At 69.3% G+C, this 19,253-nt stretch carries 20 protein-coding genes; 11 read left to right on the top strand and 9 right to left on the bottom strand.

What is annotated here, in order from left to right; translation table 11 throughout:
• Positions 1-20 precede the first annotated feature (20 nt).
• Entirely contained in the window at positions 21-1,226 is a 1,206-nt protein-coding gene (locus ABZ848_RS01085; RefSeq protein WP_360823209.1) for a helix-turn-helix domain-containing protein, read from the bottom strand.
• A gap of 67 nt (positions 1,227-1,293) precedes the next feature.
• Between ABZ848_RS01085 and ABZ848_RS01090 the strand changes: the two genes are divergently transcribed.
• Positions 1,294-1,950 (top strand): pirin family protein, encoded by a 657-nt coding sequence (locus ABZ848_RS01090; protein ID WP_360824299.1) that lies wholly within the window; start codon positions 1,294-1,296, stop codon positions 1,948-1,950.
• Here ABZ848_RS01090 and ABZ848_RS01095 read toward each other — a convergent pair.
• Both ABZ848_RS01095 and ABZ848_RS01100 read right to left on the bottom strand, forming a co-directional pair.
• Positions 1,947-2,765: a serine hydrolase domain-containing protein gene (locus ABZ848_RS01095; RefSeq protein ID WP_360823211.1), complete on the bottom strand. Its 819-nt coding sequence runs from the start codon at positions 2,763-2,765 to the stop codon at positions 1,947-1,949. The two genes, ABZ848_RS01090 and ABZ848_RS01095, sit on opposite strands and share 4 nt — an antisense overlap.
• Before the next feature lie 19 nt (positions 2,766-2,784).
• Complete coding sequence (locus tag ABZ848_RS01100) at positions 2,785-3,255, bottom strand: GNAT family N-acetyltransferase (protein ID WP_360823213.1); 471 nt, start codon at positions 3,253-3,255, stop codon at positions 2,785-2,787.
• Positions 3,256-3,366: 111 nt separating this feature from the next.
• Here ABZ848_RS01100 and ABZ848_RS01105 point away from each other — a divergent pair, with 111 nt between their 5' ends.
• Entirely contained in the window at positions 3,367-3,837 is a 471-nt protein-coding gene (locus tag ABZ848_RS01105; protein WP_360823216.1) for a MerR family transcriptional regulator, read from the top strand.
• Positions 3,834-4,850 (top strand): aldo/keto reductase, encoded by a 1,017-nt coding sequence (locus ABZ848_RS01110; RefSeq protein WP_360823219.1) that lies wholly within the window; start codon positions 3,834-3,836, stop codon positions 4,848-4,850. The genes ABZ848_RS01105 and ABZ848_RS01110 overlap by 4 nt, the downstream gene beginning before the upstream one ends.
• A gap of 89 nt (positions 4,851-4,939) precedes the next feature.
• Here ABZ848_RS01110 and ABZ848_RS01115 read toward each other — a convergent pair whose 3' ends face one another.
• The 3 genes from ABZ848_RS01115 to ABZ848_RS01125 all read right to left on the bottom strand — a co-directional run bounded on the left by ABZ848_RS01115 (position 4,940) and on the right by ABZ848_RS01125 (position 7,794).
• Entirely contained in the window at positions 4,940-5,800 is an 861-nt protein-coding gene (locus ABZ848_RS01115) for a DUF4429 domain-containing protein (protein ID WP_360823221.1), read from the bottom strand.
• Between the two features lie 57 nt (positions 5,801-5,857).
• The gene (locus ABZ848_RS01120) at positions 5,858-7,075 is read right to left on the bottom strand and encodes an alpha/beta hydrolase (RefSeq protein WP_360823224.1); all 1,218 of its coding nucleotides are present in this window, start codon (positions 7,073-7,075) and stop codon (positions 5,858-5,860) included.
• A gap of 92 nt (positions 7,076-7,167) precedes the next feature.
• On the bottom strand, positions 7,168-7,794 hold the full coding sequence (locus ABZ848_RS01125; RefSeq protein ID WP_360823227.1) for a TetR family transcriptional regulator: 627 nt from the start codon (positions 7,792-7,794) through the stop codon (positions 7,168-7,170).
• 66 nt (positions 7,795-7,860) lie between these two features.
• Here ABZ848_RS01125 and ABZ848_RS01130 point away from each other — a divergent pair, with 66 nt between their 5' ends.
• Positions 7,861-9,480, top strand: a complete 1,620-nt coding sequence (locus tag ABZ848_RS01130; RefSeq protein ID WP_360823230.1) for an MFS transporter — start codon at positions 7,861-7,863, stop codon at positions 9,478-9,480.
• A gap of 261 nt (positions 9,481-9,741) precedes the next feature.
• Entirely contained in the window at positions 9,742-10,020 is a 279-nt protein-coding gene (locus ABZ848_RS01135) for a small hydrophobic protein (protein ID WP_360823233.1), read from the top strand.
• Between the two features lies 1 nt (position 10,021).
• On the opposite strand, the gene ABZ848_RS01140 is transcribed toward ABZ848_RS01135, so the two are convergent.
• Both ABZ848_RS01140 and aceE read right to left on the bottom strand, forming a co-directional pair.
• Positions 10,022-10,759 (bottom strand): potassium channel family protein, encoded by a 738-nt coding sequence (locus ABZ848_RS01140; protein WP_242760468.1) that lies wholly within the window; start codon positions 10,757-10,759, stop codon positions 10,022-10,024.
• A gap of 34 nt (positions 10,760-10,793) precedes the next feature.
• Positions 10,794-13,541: a pyruvate dehydrogenase (acetyl-transferring), homodimeric type gene (gene aceE, locus ABZ848_RS01145; RefSeq protein ID WP_360823237.1), complete on the bottom strand. Its 2,748-nt coding sequence runs from the start codon at positions 13,539-13,541 to the stop codon at positions 10,794-10,796.
• Between the two features lie 365 nt (positions 13,542-13,906).
• On the opposite strand from aceE, the gene ABZ848_RS01150 reads away from it, so the two are divergent.
• The 6 genes from ABZ848_RS01150 (at position 13,907) to ABZ848_RS01175 (ending at position 18,328) form a co-directional block, all read left to right on the top strand.
• The gene (locus tag ABZ848_RS01150; RefSeq protein WP_133041255.1) at positions 13,907-14,338 is read left to right on the top strand and encodes a DUF3052 domain-containing protein; all 432 of its coding nucleotides are present in this window, start codon (positions 13,907-13,909) and stop codon (positions 14,336-14,338) included.
• Positions 14,339-14,450: 112 nt separating this feature from the next.
• A complete protein-coding gene (locus ABZ848_RS01155) occupies positions 14,451-14,909 on the top strand; it encodes a peroxiredoxin (RefSeq protein ID WP_360823241.1) in 459 nt (152 codons plus the stop codon).
• A gap of 111 nt (positions 14,910-15,020) precedes the next feature.
• Entirely contained in the window at positions 15,021-15,596 is a 576-nt protein-coding gene (locus tag ABZ848_RS01160; RefSeq protein ID WP_242760480.1) for a TerD family protein, read from the top strand.
• 116 nt (positions 15,597-15,712) lie between these two features.
• On the top strand, positions 15,713-16,291 hold the full coding sequence (locus ABZ848_RS01165; RefSeq protein ID WP_360823245.1) for a TerD family protein: 579 nt from the start codon (positions 15,713-15,715) through the stop codon (positions 16,289-16,291).
• Positions 16,292-16,340: 49 nt separating this feature from the next.
• Positions 16,341-17,489 carry a DUF475 domain-containing protein gene (locus ABZ848_RS01170; RefSeq protein WP_360823247.1) on the top strand — a complete coding sequence of 383 codons (1,149 nt, stop codon included), beginning with the start codon at positions 16,341-16,343 and terminating at the stop codon, positions 17,487-17,489.
• A 101-nt stretch (positions 17,490-17,590) separates the two neighbouring features.
• Positions 17,591-18,328 (top strand): Tellurium resistance, encoded by a 738-nt coding sequence (locus ABZ848_RS01175; RefSeq protein ID WP_360823250.1) that lies wholly within the window; start codon positions 17,591-17,593, stop codon positions 18,326-18,328.
• A 77-nt stretch (positions 18,329-18,405) separates the two neighbouring features.
• On the opposite strand, the gene ABZ848_RS01180 is transcribed toward ABZ848_RS01175, so the two are convergent.
• Positions 18,406-19,206 carry a TerD family protein gene (locus tag ABZ848_RS01180; protein ID WP_360823253.1) on the bottom strand — a complete coding sequence of 267 codons (801 nt, stop codon included), beginning with the start codon at positions 19,204-19,206 and terminating at the stop codon, positions 18,406-18,408.
• Positions 19,207-19,253 lie beyond the last annotated feature (47 nt).

Here is a 19,253-nt window from a genome sequence, read left to right on the forward strand (position 1 = left end):
TGTGGACCCCCGACAAAAGACTAGGCGGGGAGATCTCCATCGGCCAGACGCCCCAGGATCAGCGCGATCCGCAGCGTGAACGCCGAACGTACATCGGAAGGCGACCAGCCGGTGACGTCAGTCACACGTCGAAGCCGGTAGCGCACGGTGTTGGGATGGACGAAGAGCATCCGGGCCGCGCCCTCCAGACTGCTCGCCTGTTCGAGATAGACGGAGAGCGTCTCCAGAAGCGCCGACCCGGCTTCCTCCAGCGGTCTGTAGATCTCCTCCACCAACTGCTCGCGCGCGCTCGGATCCCCGGCGATGGCACGTTCCGGAAGCAGGTCGTCCGCCAGAACCGGCCGCGGGGCGTCCTGCCAGGCGGAACACGCCTTGAGCCCGGCGGCGGCGGCCTGCGCGGACCGGGTCGCGGCGAGCAGATCCGGTACGACGGGCCCCGCGACCACCGGCCCGGCCGCATAAGGCCCGATCAGCGACTTGGCGACCCCGATGGGATTGTCGCTGCCACCGGCGATGACGACGAGCCGGTCCCCGAGCACACCGGTGAGCACCTGGAGCTTGGCATGCCGAGCGGCCCGCCGGATCGCCTCCACCGTCAGCTCGGAGTCCCCGTCGGGAGCCGTCCCCAGCACGACACACACATGCTCGGGCGCGTTCCACCCGAGGGCGGCCGCCCTGCTCACGGCCCCCTCGTCGGCCTCCCCGCTCAGCACGGCGTTGACGACCAGCGACTCAAGCCGCGCGTCCCAGGCACCGCGTGCCTCGGCGGCCTGGGCGTAGACCTGCGCGGTGGCGAAGGCGATCTCACGGGCGTAGACGAGCAGAGCCTCGCGCAGCACACTCTCGTCACCGGGAGCCGCCACCTCGTCGATGGCGCTCTCCATGACCTCGATGGTGGTGCGCACCATCTCGACGGTCTGCCGGAGCGTGATGGCCCGGGTCAGCTCGCGCGGCGCGGTCCCGAACACGTCCGTGGAGATGGCCTGCGGGGCGTCGGGATGCCGGAACCACTCGGTGAAGGCGGCGATACCGGCCTGGGCGACAAGGCCGATCCAGGAACGGTTCTCCGGGGGCATGGCCCGGTACCACGGCAGCGACTCGTCCATGCGCGCGATGGCCTGCGCGGCGAGGGACCCCGAGGACTTCTCCAGCCGCTTCAGGGTCGCGGCGTGCGGATGAACGGCGGGCGGTACGGCTTCACGCTTGCTGGCTTCGGGTTCGGGCACGGGGACAAGACTGCCTTATCCGGACGGGAGTGTGCGTAGCCGGGGCACCGCTACCGTGGGGTACGTGATGGACGTACGGCGCGCCGCTGAGCGCTACCGGGGCGGCGACCCCGCGGCAGGCATCGACTCGTACCACGCCTTCTCCTTCGGTCCGCACTACGACCCGGACAATCTCCGCTTCGGCGCGGTGATCGCCTGCAACGAGGAGCGGCTCGCGCCGGGCGCGGGGTTCGACGAGCATCCGCACAGCCACACGGAGATCGTGACGTGGGTGGTGGAGGGCGAGCTCACCCACCGCGACTCGGCGGGCCACGAGACGAGGGTCCGCCCGGGCGACGTCCAGCGCCTGAGCGCGGCGGCGGGCGTCCGCCACGTCGAACGCAACGACGCGGACACCCCGTTGACCTTCGTCCAGATGTGGCTGGCCCCGCTGAAGCCGGGCGGCGACCCGTCGTACGAGATCGTCCACGGCATCGCGGACTCCACCCCGTACGCGGTCCCGGAGGCGGGCGCGATGCTGCACGTACGCCGCCTGGGCGCGGGGGAGCGGACGGCGGTACCGGACGGACCGTACGTGTACGTCCATGTGGTGCGCGGCGAAGTCCGGCTGGAGGGGTGGGAGTTGGGGCCGGGCGACGCGGCGAGGATCACCGACGCGAAGGACCTGGAGGCGGTGGGGGTGACGGCGGCTGAGGTGCTGGTGTGGGAGATGGCGGCGGTCTAGCCGATCTCGGCCAGCACCGCGTCCGTGAACGCCGGCCACACCTCGACCGCCCACGGCCCGAAGGCGCGGTCCGTCAGGGCCACGCACGCCAGGCCCGCGTCCGGGTCGAGCCACAGGAACGTACCCGACTGGCCGAAGTGACCGAAGGTGCGCGGGGAGGAGGAACTGCCCGTCCAGTGGGGGGACTTGGAGTCGCGGATCTCGAAGCCGAGGCCCCAGTCGTTGGGGTTCTGGTGGCCGTAGCCCGGCAGGACGCCCTTCGTGCCGGGGTACTGGACCGTCATTGCGGCGGCGACCGTCCGCGGATCCAGCAGGCGCGGCTGCTGGACCTCCGCCGCGAAGAGGAGCAGGTCGGACACCGTCGAGACGCCGTCCTTCGCGGGGGAGCCCGCCAGGGACGTGGACGTCATGCCCAGCGGGGCCAGGACCGCCTGCCGGAGGTACTCGGCGAAGGGAATGTCCGTCGCCTTCGCGATGTGGTCGCCGAGCTGCTCGAAACCGGCGTTGGAGTACAGGCGGCGCTGGCCGGGAGGAGCCGTCACCTTGTGTTCGTCGAAGGCCAGGCCGGACGTGTGGGCCAGCAGGTGGCGCACTGTCGACCCCGGCGGGCCGGCCGGCTCGTCGAGTTCGATCGCCCCCTCCTCGTACGCGACGAGCGCGGCGTACGCGGCGAGCGGCTTGGTCACCGAGGCCAGCGGGAAGCGGTGGTCTGCCGGCCCGTGGGTGCCCAGGGCCGTGCCGTCGGCGCGCACCGCGCCCGCCGCGGCGGTGGGAACCGGCCAGTTCTCGATCAGCGCGAGGCTCTTCAGCGACATGCCGTCGAGCCTATGCGGCTCAGAGCCTCAGAATCATCGTGGGGTCCGGCTTGTGGGCGAAGCCGAGGGACGCGTACAGCGGCTCCGCCTCCGCGGAGGCCGTGAGCATGACCTGCCCGGCGCCCCGCTCGCGGAACCAGACGAGCAACTCCTCCATGCACGCGCGCGCGTACCCGCGGCGCCGCGCCTCCGGGTCGGTCGCGACGCTGAAGACGTAACCCGCCAGCCCGCGCGGGTTGCCCGCCTTGCCGATCCGGTAGTCGACCGTCCCCACCACCAGCGCCCCGAGCGCCCCCGGCCGCTCCGGATGGTCGACCACGAACGCCGCGAAGTCCCCGTCCGCCTCGCCCAGCCGCTCCCGCAGGCCGGGCAGCGACTCCTCGTGCCATCCTGTGGAACCGTCCGACCCCGGCATCGAGTCGATCATCACCTGGCGCAGCCGCAGTACCTCGGGCGCGTCCTCCGGCACCGCACGTCGTACGAGACTCATGGCCCGCACGCTAGCGACCGTCACCGCGCGATGTCGTGCCGATTTCTGCTGTGCCTATTTCTTACGGGTTCCGCTTGCTTGGAGTGCACTCCAAGGCCATAGCGTTGAGGCATGACGGTGATGGAGACCACCCCCACCAGGACCGACGCCTGCGGTGCCCCGCCCCACCCCCACCGGCGCCCGGAAGGCCAGGACAGCTACACGATCAGCGAGGTCGTCGCCTTCACCGGGCTGACCGCGCACACCCTCCGCTGGTACGAGCGGATCGGGCTCATGCCGCACGTGGACCGCTCGCACACAGGTCAGCGCCGCTACAGCAACCGCGACCTGGACTGGCTGGACCTCGTCGGCAAGCTCCGGCTCACCGGCATGCCGGTCGCCGACATGGTGCGCTACGCCGAGCTGGTGCGCGAGGGCGACCACACCTACGGACAGCGGTTCGAGCTGCTCGAAGCGACCCGCCGGGACGTCCTGGCCCGGATCGCCGAGCTGCAGGACACCCTCGCGGTGCTCGACCGGAAGATCAGTTTCTACGCGGACGCCGAGCGCGTCCGTACCTATGAGGGGGAGAAGGTCCGATGACGGACAGCAGCATCCCGACCGCCCGACTCGGCGAGACCGGCCCCGAGGTCGGCGTCCAGGGGCTCGGCTGCATGGGCATGAGCTTCGCCTACGGCCCCTCCGACGCGAAGGAGTCGCGGGCCACGCTGGAGCGGGCGCTGGAGCTCGGCGTCACGCTCTACGACACGGCGGACGCGTACGGCCAGGGGGAGAACGAGAAGTTCCTGTCGCCGTTCTTCAAGGCCAACCGCGACCAGGTCGTCATCGCGACCAAGTTCGCCCTGTCGATCCCGCCGGGCGAGCCCACCCGCCGGGTCATCCGCAACGACGGGCCGTACATCCGCCAGGCCGTCGAGGCGAGCCTGAAGCGCCTCGACGTCGACGTGATCGACCTCTACTACATGCACCGGCGCGATGTGAACGTGCCGATCGAGGAGACCGTCGGCGTCATGGCCGAGCTGGTCCGCGAGGGCAAGGTCAAGCACCTCGGGCTCAGCGAGGTCACCGCGGACGAGCTGCGGGCCGCGCAGGGCGTGCACCCGATCGCCGCCGTGCAGTCGGAGTGGTCGCTGTTCAGCCGGGACATCGAGGCGCGGGTCGTGCCGGCCGCGCGCGAGCTGGGCGTGGCCCTGGTGCCGTACTCCCCGCTCGGGCGTGGCTTCCTCACCGGGTCCTTCGCCAACGCCGACACGGATCTCGGCGCCGACGACTTCCGCCGCCAGCAGCCCCGCTTCACCGGCGAGAACGCGGCCGCGAACCTGACCCTCCTGGACCCCATCCGCACGGTGGCCGAGGCCCACGGCGCGTCCCTGGGCCAGATCGCCCTGGCTTGGGTCCAGCAGCAGGCGACGGTCCACGGCCTTCCGGTGATCCCGATCCCCGGCACCCGTAAGCCGACCCGCGTGGAGGAGAACACGGCGGCGGCAAGGATCGTACTGACGGAGGACGAACTGGCGGCCCTGGAGCCGATCGCGTCGAAGGTGGCGGGCGATCGATACGCCGATATGCGGTTCTCCTCGGCGGGCCGCGAGTAGACCCACCTAGGGGCGCGGGGCCGTATCGATATGCGGCTCCGCCGCGCGGGCGCGAGCAACCCACCACGGTCGGCACCCGACCACGCACCTCAGAGCTCAGCCAACAGTTCCGCTTTCTTCGCCGAGAACTCCTCATCCGTCACCAGCCCGGCCTGATGCAGTTCCCCCAGGTGACGGATCCTCTCGGCGACGTCAGCAGGATCCCGCCGCACCGGCCCGGAGGGCACCGCTGCCGCGGTTCCGCTGCTGCGTACCGCCTCCAGCACCGCCGCCGCGAACGGCAGCGACTCGTGCACCGGCCCGTATCCCAGCCCGAACACCACCGCCGCCGGATCCTGGTCCGGCTGGGCCGGCGCCGCCACCCCGTCGCGTCGCAGCAGCCGTAGATGACCCTCGAAGACCTCGGGCGAGCGCCATTCCACCCCCGCCAGCTCCGCGACCGGGAAGCTCTGGTCGCCGGCCTTCCACTTCGCCGACGACGCGCCCGTCCAGAACCACCGGAAGGCGACCGTATTGCCGTCGAAGGACGCCTTCGCGTCGTACGCCTTGAACTGCCGCGGCGCCTCGGGCGCGGTCACCAGGAAACCGTCCGCCGCAGCCGAGCCGTCGCTCAGCATGGACTTCAGCTCGTCGGCGTAGTACTCGGCGAGTGTCTCCTTCTCGGCCGGCAGCACCAGCCGGTACGGATCGCACCCTTCCTTCAGCTGCCCCGCAGCCGCTTCCAGCAACGGATCGGCGCCGGCGCGCAGTTCGGCCCGCAGTACGACCGTGCCGCGCCTGCCCGGGGTCAGCGTCACCCCCGAGATCGCCTCAAGAGGAACACGACGCTCACCAAGTGCCTGGAAGAGCTTGGGTGTTCGCATTCCCCGTTCGTAACGGATGAGCACGGAGTCGGACTCGAACTCCCAGGCGGCATGAAATCCGGCCAGTACGTCACCCATGCGGCTCATCGTATGCGTGACCCGCTCCTTCGTCGCCACCCCGCGCAGACCGCAGTTCCTGCGGCGCTACGCGCGTCCGGCCGCGGCCGCGCCGGACAAACCCGCGCGGCACACCTGATCCTCGTGCTCACACACGACCGACTGGTACGCGCCAACACCGATGTCCGCGAAGTTCAGCAGACTTGCCGTGCCGGGCTCGAAATAGCCCGCGTGTCCCTTCGCCCCCTCCGCGGACAGCACCCGCGCACCGAACGCCCGCGACACCGGGTCCGCGCCGTGGCCCAGCCCGCCGACCTCCATGTACGGCACGTCCTGGATCCAGTCCGTGGCGTCCCGCATCGCCCACACCCGCGCGCCGGTGTGCAGGCTTGCGGCCTTGGACACCCGCATGCCGGGGCTCGCGGCCACCGCTATGTCGGCCACCCGGCCCGGCAGCGTGTGCGCGGCGACCCCGCACACCACGGAGCCGTAGCTGTGGCAGAAGAGGGAGACGGGTGCCTTGCCGGGAAGGGCGCGCAGCAGCGCGTTCAGCCGGACCGCGCCGTCCTGCGCGCGCATCGCGGTCGCCGAGTCGATGCCGAGGCCGGCCGGAGCCGTGTAGTCGGCCCAGGCGATCACGGCCGTACGGGTCGAGGGGCTCGCCGCCTTCTCGGCCGCGTACAGCGACTTGGCCATGCCGACCGGCGCCGTGTACATGCGGTTGGTCTTCTGGAAGGTGAGCAGGTCGGTGTCGACGCCGGGCACGATCACCGACACACGCTCGGCGTGCTGCAGGCTGCCGAACACCTCGGCGACCCGGCCCGTGCCCTCGGGGTCGAAGGCCAGGATGTGCCGGCCCTCGTGCATCAGGGACTCGTAGCGGTGCATACGGCGGCCCGCCTCCTGCTGCCCGGAGGGCGACAGGCGCGGATCGTGCATGCGCTTGAGCTCGACCTTGCGCTGCGCGGCGAGCGCGAGCTTGTTGGCCCGGTAGCGCAGGGCGACCGGGGCGCCGTTCATGTTGCCGACCGCGAGTGGGTAGCGGCGGGCGAGCTCGGCGCGCTCCTGGACGGTGAGCGAGGCGAAGAAACGGGACAGACGCGCGGGGGTCGCGTCGGCGTCCGGCAGCCGGTGCCCGTGCAGGCGGCCATGGTCCCAGGAGGAGATGGAGGCTTGCAGCGGAGTGCTGCTCCGGTGGGTGCGCAGGGCCGTCCAGCCGGTGGTCGCCAGCATCACGAAGACGACGGCCAGAGCGAGCAGCGCGCGCCAGACGTTCAGTTGCGGGGAGGTGTCGAAGGAAGTCACTGGGAGGACACACTAGGAGAACGAGCGGGTCTCGCGTGAGCCGAGTGACGGGTATCACGTTTCGATAAACGTGGCGATGACCTCAGTGTGTCTCAGCGTGTCCGCCAGTTCTCCGTGAGTGCCGGACCCACCTGTTCGAGGTACGAGATCGTCAGCTCGCGCATCGCCTCCAGGCTGAAGTCCTCGCCCGTGCTCCACGCCCGCTCGGTCACCCGCATCACCCCGCCGAACACCGCCACCGCCAGCCGCGGCCGCGGATCGGCGTCGACCTCCAGCCCCTCCCGCTCGGCGAGCACCCGCGCGAGGGCGTCCTCGGCCTCCAGGTCCCGCCGCAGATGCGCCGCGAGCAGCACCGGGGTCGACTCGATCACCCGGTACATGCGCAGATACGTCTCCACCGGTACGACGGCCTCGATCACCTCGTTGAGGGTCTCCCAGCCCTGCAGCACCGCCTGCCGCAGCGCCTCCAGGGGCGCCTCCGCGGCCGGCCGCCCGCGCACCGCCTCCACGAACCGCGCCACCACCAGCTCCTGCAGGGCGAGCGCGGCCTCCTCCTTGCCGGCGAAGTAGCGGAAGAAGGTGCGCTGCGAGACCTCGACGGCCTCGGCGATGTCGTCGACGGTCGTGCCCTCGTACCCGCGCGTGGTGAACAGCTCGACGGCGGCCCTCAGCAGGGCGTCCCGGGTGCGCTGTTTCTTGCGTTCGCGCAGCGTTTCCATAGGCGTCAGTTACTGTCTTGTGAATTGGTTTGTCAACTGTCAGCGGCTGACATTAGCCTCGATCGCATGACTAGTCAGACCATCGACACGACGGGGTCGGGGGGCGGCAAGGCGCCGGAAGCCCCGTCGGACGGGTCGCCGTCCTCCGGGCTGCGCGGCCATCCCTGGTTCACCCTCATAACCGTCGCCGTGGGCGTCATGATGGTGGCCCTCGACGGCACCATCGTGGCCATCGCCAACCCGGCCATCCAGAAGGACCTCAAGGCGAGCTTCGCCGACGTCCAGTGGATCACCAACGGTTACTTCCTGGCCCTCGCGGTCTCCCTGATCACCGCGGGCAAGCTCGGCGACCGCTTCGGCCACCGCCAGACCTTCCTGATCGGCGTCACCGGCTTCGCCGCCGCCTCGGGCGCGATCGGGCTGTCAAGTTCCATCGCCGCGGTCGTCACCTTCCGCGTGCTGCAGGGCCTGTTCGGCGCCCTGCTGATGCCGGCCGCGCTCGGCCTGCTGCGGGCCACCTTCCCGGCCGAGAAGCTGAACATGGCCATCGGTATCTGGGGCATGGTCATCGGCGCCTCCACCGCGGGCGGCCCGATCCTCGGCGGCGTGCTCGTGGAGCACGTCAACTGGCAGTCGGTGTTCTTCATCAACGTCCCGGTCGGCGCGATCGCCCTGCTCCTGGGCCTGCTGATCCTGCTCGACCACCGCGCGGAGAACGCGCCGCGCTCCTTCGACGTGCTGGGCATCGCCCTGCTCTCCGCCGCGATGTTCTGCCTGGTCTGGGCCCTGATCAAGGCTCCCGCCTGGGGCTGGGGCGACGGGAAGACCTGGGCGTTCCTGGCCGCCTCGGTCCTCGGCTTCGCCCTCTTCTCCTTCTGGGAGACGAAGGTCAAGGAGCCGCTGATCCCGCTCGGCCTGTTCCGCTCGGTCCCGCTGTCCGCGGGTGTCGTGCTGATGGTCCTGATGGCCATCGCGTTCATGGGCGGCCTGTTCTTCGTGACGTTCTACCTGCAGAACGTGCACGGTATGAAGCCGATCGACGCCGGGCTCCATCTGCTCCCGCTCACCGGGATGATGATCGTCGGCTCCCCGCTCGCCGGGGCCATGATCACCAAGCTCGGCCCGCGCATCCCGCTGGCCGGCGGCATGGCGTCCGTCGCGATCGCCATGTTCGGGATGTCCACGCTGGACACGGACACCGGCAGCGCGGTCATGTCCCTCTGGTTCGCCCTGCTCGGCCTCGGCCTCGCGCCGGTCATGGTCGGCGCCACCGAGGTCATCGTCGGCAACGCGCCGATGGAGCTCTCCGGCGTCGCCGGCGGCCTCCAGCAGGCGGCGATGCAGATCGGCGGCAGCCTCGGTACGGCCGTGCTGGGCGCGGTCATGGCCTCCAAGGTGGACGGCGACCTCGCGGGCAACTGGAAGGACGCGGGTCTGCCGGCGCTCACCCCGGCCCAGCTGGACCAGGCCTCCGAGGCGGTCCAGGTCGGTGTCGCGCCGGTCGCCAAGGGCACGCCGCAGGCGATCGCCGCGAAGATCACGGACGTCGCGCACGACACCTTCATCTCGGGTATGAGCCTCGCCTCCCTCGTCGCCTGCGGAGTCGCGGTGGTGGCCGTCTTCGTCGCCCTGCTCACCAAGCGCGGCGCCAACGCCGAGGCGGGCGCGGGCGTCGGTCACATCTGAGCCGCCCGACCGGTCACCCCTGGGCCGCCGAATTCCCCGGAAATTTCAGGGACTTCGCCTATCAGGGTGAAGAGGCTAAAGATCGCTCGCTCCCGGCACGCGCCGCAGGTCACAGTTAGTCAAGCCCTCCGGAGAGGGCGGACCGGCGCTGCGGCGCGCTGCCGGAGGGGGACAGCGCGCCGCGCGCCCGGTGATTAAGCCGCGCACGCGGGGTACCCGCACTCTCAGCACCCCGAACACACCCCGGGGACCAGGGAGTTGATGATGGCGGGCTTCGGACACGGAACGCGCAGGCACCCCCGGTCACGTGGCCGGACGTGGTCACGGGCAGGGCAGGATCGCGCGACACTCGGCATCGTCGGAGCCGTGTGCGCCGTCGCGGGCCTCTTCGTACTGGGCATCATCCTGGGCCCGGTGGCGATCGTCTGCGGCTGGCTGGCCATGGGACGCCGCTGGGCGGGAGCCCGCCCGGTGCCGGCCCTCATCGCCCTGGTCCTGGGCGTGATCGACACCGTCGCGGCGCTCATGTGGCAGTTCTGACTCAGGTCCTGCCCGACACCTCGCGCAGTTCGGCGACCTCGGCCCGCAGCGCACGCACCTCCGCGGTCAGTGCCTCGATGGCCTCCGTCTGACGGCGTTCCTCGACGTCGTCCTTCTCGAACCGGGCGATGAACCAGGCGGCGATGTTCGCGGTGATCACACCGAGCAGCGCGATCCCGGAGAGCATCAGCCCGACCGCGACCATCCGGCCCAGACCGGTGGTCGGCGCGTGGTCCCCGTACCCCACGGTCGTCATCGTGGTGAAGGACCACCACAGGGCGTCACCCAGCGTGCGGATGTTCCCGTCCGGGGAGTCGCGTTCGGCCGACAGCACGGCCAGCGAGCCGAACATCAGCAGACCGACGACGGCCCCCGCGACATACGTCGTCAGCTGGATCTGCGAGGCCATGCGGGCCCGTCGGCCCACGAGTATGAGCGTGGACACCATCCGCAGCAGCCGCAGCGGCTGGAGGATCGGCAGCACCACCGCGCACAGGTCCATCCAGTGCGTCCGGACGAACTCCTTGCGGCGCCGGGCCAGCCCCACCCGCACCACATAGTCGGTGGCGAAGGTCGCCCACACCACCCACTCCACCACCGTGCACGCGTACGTCAGCCGGTGACCCGCGGAGTTGTCCACGATCGGCACGGCATACGCGACGGCGAAAGCCACCGCGAGCGCCAGCAAGGGGCGTTGGGTGAGCTGCTCCCAACGCCCCTGAGCCGTTTGTTGCTTCATGCCCGCATCGTAGGGAACGGGCGGGACCTGGCGGTTACGCGTCTCCGCCGGCCGCCCCCGGATCCGCGGCCGACACGTCCAGCAGCTGGTAGCGGTCGATGGCCTGCTTCAGTGCCGAGCGGTCCACCTTCCCCTCCTTCGCCAGCTCGGTCAGCACGGCCACCACGATCGACTGGGCGTCGATGTGGAAGAACCGCCGCGCCGCACCCCGGGTGTCCGCGAACCCGAACCCGTCGGCGCCCAGCGACTGGTAGGTCCCCGGCACCCAGCGCGCGATCTGGTCCGGCACCGCCCGCATCCAGTCGGACACCGCCACGAACGGACCCTGCGCACCCGACAGCTTCCGCGTCACGTATGGCACCCGCTGCTCCTCCTCCGGATGCAGCAGGTTGTGCTCCTCCACGGCCACCGCGTCGCGCCGCAGCTCGTTCCAGGAGGTCGCCGACCACACGTCGGCGCGTACGTTCCACTCCTCGGCGAGGATCTTCTGCGCCTCGATCGCCCACGGCACCGCGACACCGGACGCGATGATCTGCGCCGGGACCGAGCCCGAGGTGCCCTCGGCGAGCCGGTGGATACCCCTGACGATGCCCTCGGCGTCCACGTTCTCCGGCTCGGCCGGGTGCTGGATCGGCTCGTTGTAGACGGTCAGGTAGTAGAAGACGTCCTCGCCGTGCGGGTGCTCGGCGTCACCGCCGTACATCCGCCGCAGACCGTCCTGCACGATGTGCGCGATCTCGTACGAGTACGCCGGGTCGTAGGCGACACAGCCCGGGTTCGTCGAGGCGAGCAGCTGCGAGTGGCCGTCGGCGTGCTGCAGGCCCTCACCGGTCAGGGTCGTACGTCCGGCGGTCGCACCCAGCACGAAACCGCGCGCCAGCTGGTCCGACATCTGCCAGAACTGGTCGCCGGTGCGCTGGAAACCGAACATCGAGTAGAAGACGTACACCGGGATGAGCGGCTCGCCGTGCGTCGCGTACGCCGAACCCGCCGCGATCAGGGAGGCCGTGCAGCCCGCCTCGGAGATGCCGTCGTGCAGCATCTGCCCGGTCGGCGACTCCTTGTACGCGAGCAGCAGGTCGCGGTCGACGGACTCGTACTGCTGGCCGAGCGGGTTGTAGATCTTCGCGCTCGGGAAGAAGGAGTCCATGCCGAAGGTGCGGTACTCGTCCGGCGCGATCAGCACGAACCGCTTGCCGATCTCCTTGTCCCGCATGAGGTCCTTGAGGAGCCGGACGAAGGCCATGGTCGTCGCGATGGACTGGTGACCCGAGCCCTTCTTCACGGTCGCGTACGTCTTGTCGTCCGGCAGCGGCAGCGGCTTGGAGCGCACGACGCGGGTCGGGACGTAACCACCCAGCCCCTTGCGCATGTCGTGCATGTACTGGATCTCCTCGGAGTTCCGCCCCGGGTGGTAGTACGGCGGAAGCCCGCTCTCCAGCTCCTTGTCGGAGATCGGCAGGTGCAGTCGGTCGCGGAAGCCCTTGAGGTCGTCGACCGTCAGCTTCTTCATCTGGTGCGTGGCGTTGCGGCCCTCGAAGTTCGGGCCCAGCGTCCAGCCCTTGATCGTCTTGGCGAGGATGACGGTCGGCTGGCCGGTGTGCTCGGTGGCCGCCTTGAACGCCGCGTAGATCTTCCGGTGGTCGTGACCGCCGCGCCCCAGGTGCAGGATCTGGTCGTCGGTCATGTTCTCGACCATCGCGCGCAGCCGCTGGTCGTCGCCGAAGAAGTGCTCACGGATGTAGGCGCCGGACTCGGTGGCGTACGTCTGGTACTGGCCGTCCGGCGTCGTGTTCATCCGGTTGACCAGGATGCCGTCGCGGTCCTGGGCCAGCAGCGGGTCCCAGGAGCGGTCCCAGATCAGCTTGATCACGTTCCAGCCGGCGCCGCGGAAGACGGACTCCAGCTCCTGGATGACCTTGCCGTTGCCGCGCACCGGGCCGTCCAGGCGCTGCAGGTTGCAGTTGACGACGAAGGTCAGGTTGTCCAGGCCCTCACGGGCGGCGATGGTCAGCTGGCCGAGCGACTCCGGCTCGTCCATCTCGCCGTCGCCGAGGAACGCCCACACATGCGACTTGCTCGTGTCCGCGATCCCGCGCGCGTGCATGTAGCGGTTCATCCGCGCCTGGTAGATCGCGCCGATCGGGCCGAGGCCCATCGACACCGTCGGGAACTCCCAGAAGTCCGGCATCAGCCGCGGGTGCGGGTACGAGGACAGGCCGTTGGGCGCCTTCGACTTCTCCTGGCGGAACCCGTCGAGGTTCTCCTCGGTCAGCCGGTCCAGCAGGAACGCGCGCGCGTAGATGCCCGGGGAGGCGTGGCCCTGGAAGAAGACCTGGTCGCCGCCGAGACCGTCGTCCTTGCCGCGGAAGAAGTGGTTGAAGCCCACGTCGTAGAGGGACGCGGAGGAGGCGAAGGTGGCGATGTGGCCGCCGACGCCGATGCCGGGGCGCTGGGCGCGGGAGACCATCACCGCGGCGTTCCAGCGGGTCGCGTTCAGGACCTTGCGCTCGATCTCCTCGTTGCCCGGGAAGAACGGCTCGGCCTTGGTCGGGATCGTGTTCACGTAGTCCGTGCTGCGCATCTCGGGCACGGCCACACGCTTCTCGCGGGCCCGCTCGATCAGCCGCAGCATCAGGTAGCGGGCCCGCTCACGGCCGCGCTCGTCGACGGCGGCGTCGAGGGAGTCGAGCCACTCCTGGGTCTCCTCGGGATCGAAGTCAGGAACCTGACTCGGAAGGCCGCCAATGATGATCGGGTTGCGATCGGATCCGGAAGCCACGCTGTTCCTTACCTGTCAGAGGGCTGCTGTGAGCTCTGCTTCGAGCTGCTTTTCGGTATGCCTGCACCGTTCCCCATCGTGTACCTCGGGGAAGCAAACGTCATCTCTACTGAGAGGTAACCGAGACCTGCGTCAGCTCCCCCGGGTTCCCAATGCCACAAAGGGGGCAGAAAGGTGTGGTGTAGGTCACTTGCCGCGCGGACGGCGTGCCTGGAGTTGCGGTGACACGGCCAGGAACGTCACCGTTTCGGCGGTCTGAACGGCCGGGTACTTGCGCGATCCGCCCCGCCCGTGTGGACTACGGCCAATGCTTCGCGCACGCGCGTGGCTGAGAGATACCCAAATACAAGATCAGGAGGCAACCCGTGAGCGCGACCGCGGACCACGCGGAGACGAGCCCTGCCGTGAGGCTGGGGTTCCAGCCCGAGCAGGTGGTCCAGGAGATCGGCTACGACGACGACGTAGACCAGGAACTCCGCGAGGCCATTGAGGAAGTCATCGGCAGTGACCTGGTGGACGAGGACTACGACGACGTCGCCGATGCCGTGGTGCTCTGGTTCCGCGACGACGACGGCGACCTGACCGATGCGCTGGTGGACGCCACCACGTACATCGAGGAAGGCGGGTCGATCCTGCTCCTCACGCCGAAGACCGGGCGTGACGGATACGTCGAGCCGAGCGACATCTCCGAAGCCGCGACGACTGCGGGGCTGTCCGCCTCCAAGAGCGTCAGCGTGGGCAAGGACTGGAGCGGCAGCCGGCTGGTGACGCCCAAGGCGGCCAAGTCCAAGAAGTAGCCTCGCCGGACGGGCCGGGCGGTGTGCCCGGCCCGTCCGCCGGCTTTCGGTGATCGCTGCGTAGGGTTGGTGCCACCACCCGAACAGCCCCACCGAAAGGGACGTATCCGCGATGGCGATCCAGGTCGGCGAAAAGGCCCCCGACTTCGAGCTCAAGGACAACCACGGCGCCACCGTGAAGCTCTCCGAGTTCCGTGGCAGCAAGAACGTCGTCCTGCTCTTCTACCCCTTCGCCTTCACCGGCGTGTGCACCGGTGAGCTGTGCGAGGTGCGCGACAACCTGCCGCAGTTCTCCGACCGCGACACCCAGGTGCTCGCCGTCTCCAACGACTCCATCCACACCCTGCGCGTCTTCGCCGAGCAGGAGGGCCTCGAATACCCGCTGCTCAGCGACTTCTGGCCGCACGGCGAGGTCTCCCGTGCCTACGGCGTCTTCGCCGAGGACAAGGGCTGCGCGGTGCGCGGCACCTTCGTCATCGACAAGGACGGCGTGGTGCGCTGGACCGTCGTGAACGCGCTGCCGGACGCCCGTGACCTGAACGAGTACGTGAAGGCGCTCGACACCCTGTGATTGTTGGTCCCCAGGGCCTGCGAGGGCCGGGAACCCGTCACTAGGATCGAATCGTTGATCCGGTATCAGAAGCACGGCGGGGCTCCCCGCCCCTAAACCAATGGAGGACTCGTGGGAGTCAGCCTCAGCAAGGGCGGCAACGTATCGCTGACCAAGGAGGCCCCGGGCCTGACCGCGGTGCTCGTCGGTCTCGGCTGGGACGTCCGCACGACGACCGGCACCGACTTCGACCTGGACGCCAGCGCCCTGCTGCTGGACTCGTCCGGCAAGGTCAGCAACGACCAGAACTTCGTCTTCTTCAACAACCTCAAGAGCCCCGACGGCTCGGTCGAGCACACCGGCGACAACCTCACCGGTGAGGGCGAAGGCGACGACGAGGTCATCAAGGTCAACCTCGCGGGCGTCCCGGCCGACATCGAGAAGATCGTCTTCCCGGTCTCGATCTACGACGCCGAGAACCGCCAGCAGTCCTTCGGCCAGGTCCGCAACGCGTTCATCCGCGTGGTGAACCAGGCCGGCGGCACCGAGATCGCCCGCTACGACCTGAGCGAGGACGCCTCGACGGAGACCGCCATGGTCTTCGGCGAGCTGTACCGGCACGGCGCGGAGTGGAAGTTCCGCGCCATCGGCCAGGGCTACGCCTCGGGCCTGCGCGGCATCGCCCAGGACTTCGGCGTGAACGTCTGAGACCGGCTGGTCTCGTCCCCGGCGCCGCACCGCCCGCGTGCGGCGCCCCGGGGGTGCCCCCGCCGGGGGGAGCGCACGACAACCAAAGAAGCACCATCTCGGGGAGGACCAGCATCATGGGCGTCACGCTCGCCAAGGGGGGCAACGTCTCCCTGTCCAAGGCCGCACCCAACCTCACTCAGGTGATGGTCGGGCTCGGCTGGGACGCTCGCTCCACCACCGGGGCCCCGTTCGACCTCGACGCCAGCGCCCTGCTGTGCGGCGCGGGCAACCGGGTCCTGGGCGACGAGTACTTCGTCTTCTACAACCAGCTCAAGAGCCCGGAAGGCTCGGTGGAGCACACCGGCGACAACCTCACCGGTGAGGGCGAGGGCGACGACGAGTCGATCCTGGTCGACCTGGCCAAGGTGCCGGCCCACTGCGAGAAGATCGTCTTCCCGGTCTCGATCCACATGGCCGACGAGCGCAGCCAGACCTTCGGTCAGGTGAGCAACGCCTTCATCCGCGTCGTCAACCAGGCCGACGGCCAGGAACTCGCCCGCTACGACCTCAGCGAGGACGCGTCCACGGAGACCGCGATGATCTTCGGCGAGGTCTACCGCTACCAGGGCGAATGGAAGTTCCGCGCGGTCGGCCAGGGGTACGCGTCGGGGCTGCGGGGCATCGCTCTAGACTTCGGAGTCAACGTTTCGTAAAGCCGAGTGCGGCACGGGGGGACCCGTACGCCGAGGATTGGGTTAGCCAGTGCTTCTGAAAACCTTCGGCTGGTCGTTCGCGATTACCGCGATCGGCCTGGCCGCGGCCGTCCTCTACGGGGGGTGGGAGGCCTTCGGCATCGTGGCGATCCTCTCCATCCTCGAGATCTCGCTGTCGTTCGACAACGCGGTGGTCAACGCCGGAATCCTGAAGAAGATGAGCGCCTTCTGGCAGAAGATCTTCCTCACCGTCGGTGTCCTCATCGCCGTCTTCGGCATGCGGCTGGTCTTCCCGGTCGTCATCGTCGCCATCAGCGCCAAGATGGGCCCCATCGAGGCCGTCGACCTCGCGCTGAACAACAAGGACCGCTACCAGGAGCTGGTCACCGACGCCCACCCGGCGATCGCCGCGTTCGGTGGCATGTTCCTGCTGATGATCTTCCTCGACTTCATCTTCGAGGACCGGGACATCCAGTGGCTGCGCTGGATCGAGCGCCCGCTGGCCAAGCTCGGCAAGGTCGACATGCTGTCGGTCTGCATCTCGCTCATCGTCCTGCTGATCACCTCCTTCACTTTCGCCACCCACGCCCACCAGCACGGCGGCGGACATGCCGACAAGGCACAGACGGTGCTGATCTCCGGCATCGCCGGCCTGATCACGTACATGGTCGTGGGCGGTCTCTCCGGCTACTTCGAGGACCGTCTAGAAGCGGAGGAGGAACGGGAGCACGAGGAGGAGGAAGAGGCCGAACGCACCGGCAAGAAGAAGCCACCGATCGTCCTCGCCGGCCAGGCCGCGTTCTTCATGTTCCTGTACCTGGAAGTCCTGGACGCGTCCTTCTCCTTCGACGGCGTGATCGGCGCGTTCGCCATCACCAACGACATCGTGCTGATGGCGCTGGGTCTGGGCATCGGCGCGATGTACGTCCGTTCGCTGACCGTGTACCTGGTGCGCCAGGGCACCCTCGACGACTACGTCTACCTGGAGCACGGCGCCCACTACGCGATCGGCGCCCTGGCCGTGATCCTCATGGTCACCATCCAGTACCAGATCAACGAGGTCATCACCGGCCTCGTCGGCGTCGTCCTGATCGGCTGGTCCTTCTGGTCCTCCGTGCGCCGCAACCAGAAACTGGCGGCGGCCGAGGGAAAAGCGACGGGCTCCGACGAGAAGACTGAGGTCTCGTCCGGAGTGTGACGCACCCGCGGGTGAGGGAACGCTCTGAGCGGGGCGGCCGGGCCTCCGGCCGCCCCGCCGGTCTTTGGGTTGGGTGGATACGTGGATACGTGGGGGCGGGAATGGGTTTCTTCGACGGTCTGCTGGGATCGCGCACGGCCGACTTCGACTCCGGCAGCGCGGCCACGAACTCCATCGAGCTGACCAAACGGCACAACCAGGTCTCGCTCACCAAGCAGGGGGCGGCGACCGGGCATCTGCGGGTCAACCTCAGCTGGCGGATGCGGACTTCGGACATAGGCGGCTCGCAGCGGGAGTCGCTGCTGCGGCACCCCTTCAAGGCGCTGAAGCCGCCGGAGGTCATGGGGCACAGCCAGAGCATGGTCAACGTCGACCTCGACCTCGCGTGCCTGTACGAGCTAACAGACGGCACGAAAGGCGTCGTACAGCCGCTCGGGAACTACTTCGGGGACGTGAACGCGCCGCCGTACGTCAAGCTCAGCGGCGACGACCGGTTCGGGTCGGCGTCCGGCGAGACGATGTACGTCAACCTCGACCACCGGGACGACATCAAGCGGTTGCTGGTGTTCGTGTACATCTACGACCAGACACCTGCGTTCGACCGGACCCACGCGATCGTGACGCTGTACCCGAGCAACGGGCCGCGGATCGAGATCCACCTGGACGAACGGCATCCGCAGGCGCGGTCGTGCGCGGTGGTGATGATCGAGAACGTGAAGGGCGAGCTGGTGGTCCGGCGCGAGGTGAAGTTCGTGTACGGGTTCCAGGCGGAGCTGGATCGGTTGTACGGGTGGGGACTTCAGTGGGGACGGGGCTACAAGTCGAAGGTGGAGAAGTAGTCGCCTGAGAGCTCGGGGGCTGTGTGGTGCGGCGGCTGCGGGTGCGTCGTGGCTTGTCGCGCAGTTCCCCGCGCCCCTCAAGGTCGGATGAACTGAGGCCCCTGAGGAGGGAGCCGGACGTCCGGGGCCGGGAGGGTCGTCACCGGGGGCGGGTAGCCGTAGCCGGACTGGGCGGCTGCCGCTGCTGTCGTCGCCGGCTGGGGGTAGCCGTAGGCCGGCTGGGTCGTCGGGGGGCCCTGGGGGTAGCCGTAGGCCGGTTGTGCGGGTACCGCGGTCGGCTGTTCCGGGGGGAGGGGCTGGGCGGAGAGCTCCGGCGCGGCCTCGCCCGTCGCCTCCGACTCGTCCACCGAGATGCCGTAATCCGTGGCCAGGCCCTTCAGGCCGTCCGTGTAGCCCTCGCCCAGCGCGCGGAACTTCCACGTCTCGCCGCGGCGGTAGAGCTCGCCGCAGATCAGCGCCGTCTCGCCGCCCGTCTCCGGCTTGATGTCGAACGTGATCAGCGGCTCGCCCTCGGCGATCCGGGCGTCGTACAGCAGGATGCGCAGCCCCGGTACGCGGTCGAAGGTGACGTCCTCCGCCGAAGCGACCAGCAGAATCCGGCTGACATCAGACTCGACGCCGGCCAGATCCGTCTGGATCGTGTCGGTGGGACCATCGGCGAGGCGCTTCTTGCCGAGCCACCAGATCTTCCCGGAAGGATGCCGGGGCTGGTTGTAGAAGACGAAGTCCTCGTCGGAGCGCACACGACCGTCGGGGCCGAGGAGCAGCGCGGAGGCGTCGACGTCCGGAACCCCCTGCCCGGGCGTCCAGCGCAGCACGGCCCGCACCGTCGTGGCCTCGAGCGGGACGTTCGACCCCTTCAGCATCGCGTGCGTCATGCGGTCATCCTGCCCTCTCGGTCCTGGTCACGACAACGTGGGGTACC

It is taken from the genome of Streptomyces sp. NPDC047081, from assembly GCF_040643775.1.
Taxonomy (GTDB): Bacteria; Actinomycetota; Actinomycetes; order Streptomycetales; family Streptomycetaceae; genus Streptomyces.